At 67.2% G+C, this 12,426-nt stretch carries 11 protein-coding genes; 6 read left to right on the top strand and 5 right to left on the bottom strand.

The genetic code is table 11. The features are described 5' to 3' along the window. The first annotated feature begins 56 nt into the window (after positions 1–56). The 6 genes from HF877_RS11370 to pstB all read left to right on the top strand — a co-directional run bounded on the left by HF877_RS11370 (position 57) and on the right by pstB (position 5,876). Positions 57–788 carry a response regulator transcription factor gene (locus HF877_RS11370; RefSeq protein WP_169621273.1) on the top strand — a complete coding sequence of 244 codons (732 nt, stop codon included), beginning with the start codon at positions 57–59 and terminating at the stop codon, positions 786–788. Next, positions 785–1,693 carry a mycothiol synthase gene (mshD, locus tag HF877_RS11365; protein ID WP_169621272.1) on the top strand — a complete coding sequence of 303 codons (909 nt, stop codon included), beginning with the start codon at positions 785–787 and terminating at the stop codon, positions 1,691–1,693. Before HF877_RS11370 ends, mshD begins: the two co-directional genes overlap by 4 nt. Positions 1,694–1,902: 209 nt before the next feature. Next, positions 1,903–3,027, top strand: coding sequence for a phosphate ABC transporter substrate-binding protein PstS (gene pstS, locus HF877_RS11360; protein ID WP_169621271.1), 1,125 nt, complete (start codon positions 1,903–1,905; stop codon positions 3,025–3,027). A gap of 53 nt (positions 3,028–3,080) precedes the next feature. Further along, a complete protein-coding gene (gene pstC, locus HF877_RS11355) occupies positions 3,081–4,133 on the top strand; it encodes a phosphate ABC transporter permease subunit PstC (protein WP_169621270.1) in 1,053 nt (350 codons plus the stop codon). Positions 4,134–4,136: 3 nt separating this feature from the next. Next, entirely contained in the window at positions 4,137–5,048 is a 912-nt protein-coding gene (gene pstA / locus HF877_RS11350) for a phosphate ABC transporter permease PstA (RefSeq protein ID WP_169621269.1), read from the top strand. Positions 5,049–5,099: 51 nt separating this feature from the next. Beyond that, complete coding sequence (gene pstB / locus HF877_RS11345) at positions 5,100–5,876, top strand: phosphate ABC transporter ATP-binding protein PstB (RefSeq protein WP_169621268.1); 777 nt, start codon at positions 5,100–5,102, stop codon at positions 5,874–5,876. Positions 5,877–5,951: 75 nt separating this feature from the next. On the opposite strand, the gene phoU is transcribed toward pstB, so the two are convergent. The 5 genes from phoU to HF877_RS11320 form a co-directional block, all read right to left on the bottom strand. Then, positions 5,952–6,659: a phosphate signaling complex protein PhoU gene (gene phoU / locus HF877_RS11340; protein WP_169621267.1), complete on the bottom strand. Its 708-nt coding sequence runs from the start codon at positions 6,657–6,659 to the stop codon at positions 5,952–5,954. An 81-nt stretch (positions 6,660–6,740) separates the two neighbouring features. Beyond that, a complete protein-coding gene (locus HF877_RS11335) occupies positions 6,741–8,501 on the bottom strand; it encodes an LCP family protein (protein WP_346765119.1) in 1,761 nt (586 codons plus the stop codon). A gap of 807 nt (positions 8,502–9,308) precedes the next feature. Continuing rightward, the gene (gene dusB / locus HF877_RS11330) at positions 9,309–10,451 is read right to left on the bottom strand and encodes a tRNA dihydrouridine synthase DusB (protein ID WP_169621265.1); all 1,143 of its coding nucleotides are present in this window, start codon (positions 10,449–10,451) and stop codon (positions 9,309–9,311) included. A 159-nt stretch (positions 10,452–10,610) separates the two neighbouring features. After that, positions 10,611–11,564 carry an acyl-ACP desaturase gene (locus tag HF877_RS11325; RefSeq protein WP_169621264.1) on the bottom strand — a complete coding sequence of 318 codons (954 nt, stop codon included), beginning with the start codon at positions 11,562–11,564 and terminating at the stop codon, positions 10,611–10,613. A gap of 258 nt (positions 11,565–11,822) precedes the next feature. Continuing rightward, positions 11,823–12,425, bottom strand: coding sequence for a DUF937 domain-containing protein (locus HF877_RS11320; RefSeq protein ID WP_169621415.1), 603 nt, complete (start codon positions 12,423–12,425; stop codon positions 11,823–11,825). Between the last annotated feature and the right edge of the window lies 1 nt (position 12,426).

Genomic DNA, 12,426 nt, shown 5'->3' with positions numbered 1-12,426 from the left:
TAGCACGTCGTTTACGCACCCGATCCGCGCTGGTAGCGCGAGGAACTGGAGGCCCAGTGGAGCTTCTCCTTCTGACCTCCGACCCGAACCCGGACGCGGTCCTGCCGTCGCTGGCGCTGCTGGCGCACTCGGTCCGACCGGCTCCGACGGAAGTATCGTCGCTGCTCGAGGCCAGTTCTGCCGACATAGCGATCGTCGATGCGCGCAGCGATCTCGCGGCAGCACGAGGACTGTGTCGTCTGCTCGGCAGTACAGGGTCGGCTATCCCGGTTATCGCGGTGCTCACCGAAGGCGGCCTGGTTGCCGTGAATCCCGAGTGGGGCCTCGACGACATCCTGCTCACGACCACCGGCCCGGCCGAACTGGATGCGCGGTTGCGCCTTCTCGTCGGACGTGCAGGCGGCCTCGTCAGCGCGGAGAGTTCGGGCAAGATCACCCTCGGTGAACTGTCGATCGACGAAGGCACCTACACCGCCCGGTTGCGTGGTCGTCCCCTCGACCTGACGTACAAGGAGTTCGAACTCCTCAAGTACCTCGCCCAGCACGCCGGCCGGGTGTTCACCCGTGCACAGCTTCTGCAGGAGGTGTGGGGTTACGACTTCTTCGGTGGCACCCGCACTGTCGACGTGCACGTCCGGCGCCTGCGAGCGAAGCTCGGCCCCGAATACGAATCCCTGATCGGGACCGTCCGCAACGTCGGCTACAAGGCTGTCCGGCCGTCCTCCCGGAACAAAGCAGGGGGTATCGCCCCGGAACTCGAGGAGTCCGAGGCAGAATTCGCCGAATGAGCATTGCGTCCGAGTTCACCGGTCTTCCGTCGTCCGAACAGGCGCAGGGGGTGCGCGACGTCATCGCCCGAGCGGGCGCTGCCGACGGCACCGCGCCGGTCTCGGAGCAGGTGATCCACTCCCTCACCCGCGACAGCGACGCCAGACACCTGATCAGGACGGTCGACGACACCGTCGTCGGCTACGCGAACCTCGTACCCGCGCACGAGAACCATCCCGCCATGGCCGAAGTGGTCGTCGACCCCGCCCATCGGGGGCAGGGACTCGGCGGTGAACTGGTCGACGCCGCGCTGACGGCCGGCGGCGACGGGGCCCGGGTCTGGGCACACGGTGACCTTCCGGCAGCGCGCGCTGTGGCACACCGGCTGGGATTGACCGGCGTTCGTGAACTGCTCCAGCTCCGCCGCCCCCTCGACGTCCCCGAACTACCCGCCGTCGCGGTACCGGACTCGATCGTGCTGCGCACCTACCAGGGGCCGAACGACGACTCCGAACTGCTCCGGGTCAACGCGGCGGCTTTCGAGTGGCATCCCGAGCAAGGACGCTGGACGGACGTCGACGTCGCGGAGCGCCGCGCGGAGTCGTGGTTCGACCCCGAAGGGTTGTTCCTCGCGTTCGACGCCGCCGATCCCGATGTCCTGCTGGGGTTCCATTGGACGAAGGTGCATCCGGCCACGGACGGGGAGGAAGCCCTCGGAGAGGTGTACGTCGTCGGCATCGACCCGTCCGCGCAGGGTCGCGGCCTGGGACGGCTGCTCACACTCGCGGGGTTGCATCACCTCCGCGACCGTGGGCTCCACACCGTGTTGCTCTACGTCGAAGGTGACAACACCGCGGCGCTCAACACCTACGGCAAGCTGGGATTCGAGCGTTTCCACGTGGACGTCGCCTACGCCCGATCGTGACCGCGGCAACAGTGCCGGCGTGACCGCGGCAACAGTGCTGCCAGGTGTATCCGGTCTGTTCATCCCCCGTTCACCCGGGGTCGTCCGTCAGTCAACCGTGAGCACCTAGTTTTTTCATACGGGTCCGTTGTGGCGGCCCGGCGCAGGGATCACCCGCGCCTCGATTCCGCTGCCTTCGGTCAGCGGTCGTGAACTCCGGAGGAGTACAGGTGAACCTCAAGCGCAATGGTGCCCTGCTGGGCGCATTGGCGGTCGGTGCTCTCACGCTCACCGCGTGCGGTACCGACGACAACTCGGGTTCGATAGATGTGGATGCGTCCGCGTCCAGTGCCACCTGTGAGGGAAAACCCAACCTGTCCGCTGCCGGCTCATCCGCACAGAAGAATGCGATGGACCAGTTCGTGGCCACCTACATCGCCGTGTGCTCGCAGAAGGGCACAACGGTCAACGTCGCATACAACCCGACGGGCTCGGGTGACGGTCGCACACAGTTCACCGCCAGGCAGATCGACTTCGCCGGGTCCGATTCCGCGATCAAGGGTGAGCAGGCCGAGCAGGCTCTCGAGCGCTGCGCCGGCAACCCCGCCTGGAACCTTCCGCTGGTGTTCGGCCCGGTCGCGCTGGCATACAACCTCGACGGAGTCGACGGCCTCGTGCTCGACGCCGCGACCACCGCCAAGATCTTCAACGGCTCGATCACCACGTGGAACGATCCGGCCATCGCCGCACTCAACGAGGGTGTGGACCTGCCCGACAGCGCGATCACGCCGATCGTGCGCTCCGACTCGTCGGGCACCACGGACAACTTCCAGCAGTACCTCGAGGTCGCGTCCGACGGTGCATGGACCACCGGCGCGGGATCCGACTTCACCGGTGGCACCGGTGAAGGCGCGAAGGGCTCAGCGGGCGTCGCGCAGGCAGTGAGCGGCTCCCCCGGCTCGATCACCTACGTGGAGAAGTCGTTCGCGGATCAGAACGGGCTGAGCATGGCGCGGATCGACAACGGCTCGGGCCCGGTCGAACTCACCGAGGAGTCCGCCGCCAAGGCAATCGAGGGCGCCGAGTTCGCGCCCGCGGTCGAAGGTGATCTCACGCTGGACCTGTCCTCGATCTTCGGGAGCACCGAGCCGGGCACCTACCCGCTCGTTCTCGCCACGTACGAGATCGTCTGCTCCGCCGGATACGACGCCGACACCGCTTCCGCTGTGAAGTCGTTCCTTCTCTCGGCGGCCAACGAGGGTCAGGACGGCCTCGGGGAACAGGGTTACGTGCCGCTGCCGAGCTCCTTCCAGGAGCGTCTGACCCAGTCGATCGACGCCATCGCGTCCGAATAGATCGGTGGACCGCCCGTTCCTGACGAACACGCCCAGAGAGAATATGAGCGCACATGACTGACGCGCCCACGAAAACGGCTCGTACGGAGTCGGACGACCCGGCCCGGTCAGGAACGGGCGGTCACCCTGGTACTACGGAGGCAACGATCAGCACCACACCACCCTCGGAGCGCACGCACAAGACTGTCGTGCGACCGGGCGACCGCATCTTCGGCTCGCTGGCCACCGGCTCCGCGATCCTGATCTCGGTGATCATCGGCGCGATCGCGGTGTTCCTGGTGTGGCGTGCCGTGCCCGCTCTGCAGCGCAACACCGTCAACTTCCTCACGAGCGACCAGTGGATCACGCAGGACATCGAGGACATGGCCTTCGGCGTCCTCGACCTGTTCCAGGTCACGGTGCTGGTCTCGCTCTTCGCGCTCGCCCTCGCGATGCCCGTCGCGCTCGGTATCGCGATCTTCCTGACCACCTACTGCCCGGGGCGCCTCAAGAAGCCGCTCGCCTACGTGATCGATCTGCTCGCCGCGGTTCCGTCGATCGTCTACGGCTTGTGGGGCGTGCTCGTGCTCGCGCCGTTCCTGCGCCCGGTCGCCTCGTGGCTCAACACCACGTTCGGCTGGTTCCCGTTGTTCGCCACGGGCAGCGGTTCGATCGTGGGCGGTGGCACGATCTTCACCGCGGGGATCGTCCTGGCGGTGATGATCCTGCCGACGATCGCAGCGGTGAGCCGCGAGGTGTTCGTGCAGACGCCGGTCGCGCACATCGAGGCCGCGCTCGCGCTCGGAGCCACCCGCTGGGAGGTCGTCCGGACGACGATCATCCCGTTCGGCAAGTCCGGCTACGTCAGCGGATCGATGCTCGGTCTCGGTCGCGCACTCGGCGAGACGATGGCGCTCTACCTGATCCTGCGCACGACGTCGGCTGGGTTCTCGTGGTCCCTGTTCGACGGTGGCGCCACGATCGCGTCCAAGATCGCTCTCGGCTACGCCGAGTTCAACAACGACATCCAGGCAGGTGCCTACATCGCTGCCGGCCTGGTGCTCTTCGTGCTGACCTTCCTGGTCAACGCCGCGGCCCGCATGGTGGTCGCAGGAAAGAGGGACTGACCGATGTCGACGACAACCCTCGACTCGCCCGTCAAGGCGCCCACCTTCCAGAAGGTGAGCACCCGCCGGCGCATCACCGACGTCGGCGCCACCGTGCTGGTGACCCTGTCGGTACTCGTCGCGCTGGTGCCGCTCGTCTGGGTGCTGGCCACGGTCGTCGCCAAGGGCCTTCCGGCCCTGATGTCGGCCACGTGGTTCACCCACTCGTTGAGCGGCCTGACCGCCTCCTCGACAGGGGGCGGCATCTACCACGCGCTGGTGGGCACCCTGCTGCAGGGACTCGTCTGCGCGATCATCTCGATACCGCTCGGCGTGTTCGTCGCGATCTACCTCGTGGAGTACGCCGGCCGGTCCAAGCTCGGGAAGATCACGACCTTCATGGTCGACATCCTCAGCGGTGTGCCGTCGATCGTCGCGGCGCTGTTCATCTACGCCCTGTGGGTGTCCACGTTCGGAATGCCCAAGTCGGGCTTCGCGGTATCCCTCGCGCTCGTGCTGCTGATGGTGCCGGTGGTGGTGCGCAGCACCGAGGAGATGTTGCGGATCGTGCCGCAGGACCTCCGCGAAGCCTCCTACGCGCTGGGTGTGCCCAAGTGGAAGACGATCGTCAGGATCGTTCTTCCCACGTCGATGGCCGGAATCATCACGGGCATCATGCTCGCTCTCGCCCGGGTCATGGGCGAAACCGCGCCGCTGCTGATCCTGGTCGGGTACGCGCCGTTCATCAATTTCGACCTGTTCGGCGGTGAGCAGGGTTCGCTCCCCGGCGTCATGGTCGCCGAAATGAACAACCCGACTGCCGCCGGTTCGCAGCGCATCTGGGGCGCCGCCCTCACACTGATTCTTGTGATCGCGGTGCTGAACGTCGCGGCCAAGGTGATCAGCCATTACTCGCAGGTCGGCTCGAGGAAGTAGCCGCCGCATGACCTTCTCTCACGACATCGATACACCAGTAGGGAGCCTGTAATGGCCAAGCGTCTGGATCTCAAGGACGTCAACATCTTCTACGGAAAGTTCCACGCCGTTGCCGACGTGACCCTTTCCGTGCCGCCGCGGAGCGTCACCGCGTTCATCGGGCCGTCGGGCTGTGGCAAGTCCACCGTTCTGCGCTCGCTCAACCGGATGCACGAGGTCACCCCCGGCGCCCGCGTCGAGGGATCCGTGCTGCTCGACGGTGAAGACATCTACGGCGCCGATGTAGATCCGGTGGGCGTGCGTAAGACCATCGGCATGGTGTTCCAGCGCCCGAACCCGTTTCCCACCATGTCCATCCGGGACAACGTGGTCGCCGGCCTGAAGTTGCAGGGCGCACGCGACAAGAAGACGCTCGACGAGGTTGCCGAGAAGTCGCTGCGCGGCGCGAACCTGTGGAACGAGGTCAAGGACCGCCTCGACAAGCCCGGCGGCGGTCTCTCCGGTGGCCAGCAGCAGCGACTGTGCATCGCGCGCGCGATCGCGGTCCAGCCCGACGTGCTGCTCATGGACGAGCCCTGCTCCGCGCTCGACCCGATCTCGACCCTCGCCATCGAGGATCTGATCGCCGAACTCAAGCAGGACTTCACGATCGTCATCGTCACCCACAATATGCAGCAGGCTGCGCGCGTGAGCGATCAGACCGCATTCTTCAACCTGGAGGCGACCGGTCGTCCGGGTCGGCTCGTCGAGATCGACGACACCGAGAAGATCTTCTCCAACCCGACCCAGAAGGCCACCGAGGACTACATCTCGGGTCGTTTCGGCTGACCCGAGACCTGGTGCGTCACACGCGAAGGCCCCGGCGGGAACATCCCGCCGGGGCCTTCACGTGTCTCGGACGAATCAGGATTCGGTGGGGTACACCGTCAGTTTGTCGACTTTGTTACCCAGTTCGCGGATGTCTTCTTCCGTGGGGAGCTTGCCGGTGACCAGGAAGATCACGCGCCGGCCGACCTCCACCGCGTGGTCCGCGAAGCGCTCGTAGAAGCGACCGAGCAGGGTGACGTCGACGGCCGCGGCGACGCCGTGCTTCCACTCCGGGTCCATGAGGACCTTGAAGAGATGGCGGTGCAGATCGTCCATCGCTTCGTCTTCGTGATGGAGACGCAACGCGCGCTCCGGGTCGCGGGTTTCGAGGATTTCGCGGGTGGCCCCGCCGAGGGCTACCGCGATGCGGCCCATCTCGGCGAAGTATCCCTTGACCTCGTCGGGAAGCACGTGGTTCGGATGACGCCGGCGGGTCGCCTTCGCGATGTGCAGGGCGAGTGCGCCCATGCGATCGATGTCGGCGACGATCTGGATACCGCTGACCACCGCTCGGAGATCGCCCGCGACCGGCCCCTGGAGGGCGAGGAGCTGGAACGCCTTCTCCTCACACACCACGGCGAGGTCGGTGATCTTGTCGTGCTCCTCGATCACCTGCTCGGCGAGGCCGAGATCGGCGGTGAGTAGGGCTTCGGTGGACCGCTCCATTGCAAGTCCGGCGAGTCCGGCCATCTCTCCGAGGAGGTCACCGAGTTCGCTCATTTGTACGTTGTAGACGACGCGCATAATGGCACACCCTACGGTGCGGAAAAGTACAGGTCACGAGCATCGGGTGAACCCCGGGTGAACGAGTGGGCAGGAGCGGCGTCACCCGCAGAGATCGTCCCCTGCGTTGGTGATCGACAGATCGGGCGGGAGTTCGATCGAATCCTTGCTGGAGGGCGCTTCGATCTTCACCGGCTCGAGCCGGCTTCCCGCAGGAGTGGGGGCGACGACCGTGCCGTCGAACCCGGTGCCGAGCACGATCTCGACGATCGAACCGAGCTGGGCGGATGCGGGTGCCTCCTGCAGCACAGCGCCCGGGAACGCCGTGGCGACGGTCATCGCCTCGGCCTCCTGGCCCGCCGCGAAGCGGATCACCGTCTTGGCGCTCGTGCCCGAGTAGTTGCCGACCTCGTAGACGGGGAAGCCGTACGCCCCGACGGTTTCGGCGATCCGGGCTGCCAGGCCGGACTCACCGGACGCGTTGGAGACCTGCACGCTCACCGCGCCCGGGTCGACCGCGATCTGAGCGGGAGCAGTCGGAGCCGGCTCCGGTGGTGGGGCACCGGCGTCGTCCTGAGGTTCCTCGCGCCGTTCACCGGGGAGCGGGAGATCGTCGATGATCGCGGTGAAGATCGACTCGATGTCGTCGAGCCGGGGGATTTCGTTTCCCCAGTCGTTCGTTCCCGCGGTGGGCACGGTCAGGAAGGTGACGGCTCCGGCGTCGACGTTCTGCAGCGAGCGGCCCAGCTTGACCAGGGATTCGGTGTTGACGTTCTCCACGAACGTCGCGCTGGTGAACGCGCTGATGAATCCGTTGAGCTTGCCCGGATCGAGGAGGACCTTGTTCGACAGCGCCGAGCGCAGCAGCGACGACAGGAATTTCTGCTGCCGGGTGATCCGGCCGTAGTCGCCGTTGCCTTCGGTGAAGACGTAGCGCGCCCGGACATAATCGAGTGCTTTGTGGCCGCTCAGCGTGTGCGTGCCGGGCGAGTCCAGAATGGTGCCGAGTTCCCCGTCCTCGAGTGGCGTGGTGGTACATACCTCGACCCCGCCGACCTTGTCGACCATGGCTTCGAACCCGGCGAAGTCGATGCCGACGAAGTGGCCGATCTTCAACCCGGACATCTTCTGGATGACCTTGACCAGGCATTTCGGCCCACCGAGGGCATACGTGGCGTTGAGCTTGTCGCCGTCCGCCGCAGGGAAGGTATCCGAGCTGTAGTCGCCGGTCGCGCTGTCCCAGCCGCGGCACACCGGACGTTCCACATCGAGATCGCGCGGGAACGACACCGCGACGACACGACTGCGGTCCGCCGGGATGTTGACGAGGATCACGGTGTCGGCGCGGGCTCCCTCCGCGTCCTCGGTGGTGCCGGCTCCGACCGCACCGCTGGCTCCGGCACGGGTGTCGGTACCGACGATGAGATAGGTCTCGTCGCCGGTCTGCCCGGCCGCGTCGACGATGTCGGCGGACTCCGTGTCGAGCGCCGCGATCTGCGAGAAACCCGCTTCCGTCGACTTCACGTATGCCCACACCGATCCGGTGCCGAGGAGTGCGAGGACCGAGAAGAACGCGACCGCGGACCGGGCCGCGACGCGCAGCCTGCGATCCTTCCGTCGCTTGCTCGACTCGAGGCGGGTCAGTCCGTCTGTTCCGACCTCTTTCGGTGCCGCGTGCGCCCGGACCGTCCGGGTGTGGACGGGCTCGTCGTGCAGGTCGTCGTCGACAGGGGGCTCGGCCTCGAAGTCGTCGTCGACCGGCGCGATCAACTCGGTCGGACTGTCCTCGACGGGAGGCCGGGGTGCGCGCCGGGGCGGAGGGGGGCCGGGCGGGGGAACGGCCGCACGGGGTGGCGGCACCACGGGCGGCCGCGGTGGGGCGACAGGCGGTGGCGGGGCGACGGGCGGTGGCGACGCGACCGGTGGCCGTGGGGGGCCGGGCTGCGGTGTTCGCACCGGTGGAGGCGGTGGTGCGGCAGGAGGTGCTGCGGTGGGTGGTACGGGGGGAGGCGATGCCGGAAGGGGCCGGCCCGTGGGCGGCGGAGGAACCGGCCGGCCGGGCGGACTCGCGGGAAGACCGTTGCGCGGATGTGCGGGAGGCAGTGAGGACGACGCCGTGACCGGGGGCGTGGGCGGGGGCGTGGGCGTCGGCGTCGGCGTCGGGGGAGGTGACCCGTCTCGGCGCGACACCTTGTCGACGAGGTCCGCGACGGTGAGCCGCTCGGGGTCGCCGGCGTCCGCGGCGCGGCGGTTCCGGCCGGAATCACGGCGGCTTGCCGCGTGGTCACCCTCGGACTGCGCCTCCGCGGAATGCGCACCTCTGGAACGGGCATCCTCCGAATGAGCGCCACCGGCACGCGCACCGTCGGCCGGGATGTCGGCGCGGCGGGCACGACTGCGGCGGCGATGCCCGGACGGAGCCTCACGGAAGGTGGGGTCGGCTATCGGACGTTCCCAAGGAGCGCGATTGTCGGGCAGGCCCGAGTCGTGCCCTTCGTCCACCGGTGCCTTGCCTCTCCGCGGGTCGACCGCATTCGCGCGCACCGCCCGCATAGGGGGCGGTGCGCAATGATCCCGTCATGATACTGACCGTCTGTTACCGAAGCGGTACACGCGGCCGGTGACGGACCCCTCATGTGGACGCGCACACGACGGGAAGGGTAAGGACTCCTACCCGCCCGAGTGCATGATGTCGGCACCTACCGGGACGCAGGTGTCCTCCGGATCGTCGAGCCAGCCCTCGGGCAGTGCGACGCTGCTCGGTGAACCCTGACGCCCACGGGGGCCCTCCGCATCCGCGGGAAACGGCACGTCGGCGTCGAGTTTTCCGAGCAGATCATCGAGTTCGGCGAGCGAAGACACCCGCGCGAGACCGCTGCGGACTTCGGACCCGGCGGGGAAGCCGCGCAGGTACCACGCGATGTGCTTGCGGAGTTCGCGAGTGCCGCGGTCTTCGCCGTGATGGTCGGCGAGCAGCTCGGCGTGGCGCCGCATGATCTGCGTCACTTCTCCCAGGGACGGAGGAGTGGGGATCTCCTGGCCGTTGAGCGCGGCGCTGAGTTCTGCGAAGAGCCACGGGCGGCCCAGGCAGCCGCGACCGACGACCACGCCGTCGCACCCGGTCTGGGTCATCATCTTCTCCGCATCCCCCGCGTCGAAGATGTCGCCGTTGCCGAGAACCGGGACGGTGGTGACGTGCTCTTTGAGCCGGGCGATCTCGTTCCAGTCCGCAGCGCCCGAGTACCGCTGCGCGGCGGTCCGGGCGTGAAGTGCCACAGCGGCCGCGCCCTCGTCGGCGGCGATGCGCCCGGCGTCGAGGTGGGTGTGGTGCTCGTCGTCGATGCCGACCCGGAACTTCACCGTCACCGGGATATCGGTGCCCTCGGTGGCCCGCACCGCAGCGGCCACGATCTGCCCGAACAGTCGGCGCTTGTACGGAAGGGCAGACCCGCCGCCCTTCCGGGTGACCTTGGGCACCGGGCAGCCGAAGTTCATGTCGATGTGATCGGCCATGTTCTCGTCGACGATCATCTTCGCCGCCGCGTACGTGGTGTCGGGATCGACGGTGTACAGCTGGAGTGAACGCGGGGTTTCGGTGGGGCCGAACGTCGTCATGTGCATGGTGACGGGATGTCGCTCGACCAGAGCGCGGGCGGTGACCATCTCGCACACGTAGAGCCCGGAGGTGCTTCCGGCTCGTTCGAGTTCGAGTTCGCGGCACAGAGTGCGAAATGCGACGTTCGTCACTCCCGCCATCGGCGCCAGCACGACCGGGCTGTTCAGTTCGAGCGAGCCGATGCGAAGGGGTGACATAAAGAACCTCTGAAAGCGTTGTGTTTCAACAAGACTGCGAACTCCCGCGGTACCTCGCCGGGGAGACGACTGTGCCCGGTACCGAGAGCGGTACCGGGCACAGGATAACCGTTTACCGACGTAGGCCCCGAATCTGCCGGGACGAACCTCGGTCCGGGGTCAGGACAGGGCGCCCGCGCGTTCCAGTTTGGCTGCTTCGCGTGCGAGCGACCGGTCGCGCATGTCCTCGAACTTCACGGCCTGGCGCTCGAGTTCTTCGAGGTAGGTCCCCAGTTCGTCGATGAGCTGGGCGCCACCGGCTCCGAAATCGCGTTCGAAGATCCGCCACTTGCGCAGCACCGGCATCACCACGTCGTCGAGGTGCTGACGCAGGTCGTAGATGCCGTGCTTCGCCATGAGCACTCCGTTGCGGCGGAAATTGGGCATCCCCGCTCCGGGCATCTCGAAGGTGCGGAGAACGTGAACGATCGCCTCCAGTGCCTGCACGGGCGCGACGTCGAGCGCGGCGTCGCAGATGTTGCGGTAGAAGATCATGTGCAGGTTCTCGTCGGCGGCGATCCGCTGCAGCATCTTGTCGGCCACGGAGTCGTTGCAGGCCAGACCTGTGTTGCGGTGCGACACGCGCGTCGCGAGTTCCTGGAACGTCACGTACGCGACCGAATGGAGCATTCCCGTCTCGTTCGGGGAACCGAAGCCGTTGGTCATGTGCTCCATGCGCGCATTCTCGAGTGCCACCGGGTCGACACCGCGGGTGACGACGAGGTAGTCGCGCATCACGATGCCGTGGCGGTTCTCCTCGGCGGTCCAGCGGCCCACCCAGGTACCCCACGCGCCGTCCCGGGAGAACGCCTCGGCGATCTCGCGGTGGTACGAGGGCAGGTTGTCCTCGGTGAGGAGATTGGTGATCATCGCCGCCTTGGCGACCTCGCCGAGCTGTGACTGCTCGGGCTCCCAGTCGACTCCGCCCATCGCAGCGAAGTTGCGTCCTTCGTCCCACGGGACGTAGTCGTGAGGATGCCAGTCCTTCGCCATCGACAGGTGACGGTCGACGTTCGCTTCGGCAACGGGCTCCAGCTCGCGCAGCAACTCCAACTGTGTCAGGACTCGCGTCATACCTTCGTACCCTCCGTGTGGTGTCGCATGAACTCTGTCAGCCTACGGAACCGTAGGTAAATGTCGTACTGCGCTGTCACGCGGTACAACATGCTGCCGTGATCAGGTCTTATCCGTGTCCCCGATCACAATTGTTCGCCGGTCACCGTACAGGCCGGATCCGGTCTACGGCCGGAGGCCGCCCCCGACACGGCGGGGCAGCGGTCGAAACGGGCGACGACGCCGACAGGGCGCCGGCGTCGTCGTCGGTGTCCCGGCTCAGCGCTTGCCGCCGCCGAGAAGACCACCGAGAATCCCGCCGAGACCGCCGCCGGAGTTGCCCCCGAGCACGCTGCCGAGAACGTCCCCGATGCCGCCGCCACCCGCACCGGAACGACCGGCCGCGCCTTCGAGCAGACCTCCGAGGATGTCGCCGATCCCACCGCTCGGCCGAGCGTCGCCGGCCGTGGTGGCGCCGTTGCCGGTGATCTGCTTTGCGAGGTAGGAGAGCACGATGGGCGCGAGGATCGGGAGAAGCTTGGCAATCAGGTCGTTCCCGCCGGATCCGTTGACCGCACCCAGGGTGCTGATCACCTGTTCCTTCTTCTCCCCGAACACGTTGGAGACGATCTTGCTGCCGTCTGCGGCGTCGACCTCGTCCACGTTCACCCCGCCGTCGAGAACACCCGAACCGGAGTGTTCGTCGAGTGCCGACATCAGCGAGGCCGCTCCCTCCGGATCGCGTGCATTGGCACCGAGTCCACCGACGAGCGTGGGCAGCGCCGCACGCACCGCGGTCTCCGCGGTCTGCCGGTCGACGCCGAGGCGCTCGGCCACACGGTCGAGGGGGATCTGGGAGAGGAGTTCGTCGAGACTTGCCATG

Origin of the sequence: Rhodococcus sp. BL-253-APC-6A1W (genome assembly GCF_012843405.1) — a bacterium.
GTDB lineage: Bacteria > Actinomycetota > Actinomycetes > Mycobacteriales > Mycobacteriaceae > Rhodococcus.
Note: the sequence above shows the minus strand (reverse complement) of the source record. Positions and strands in the feature narration are given on the sequence as shown.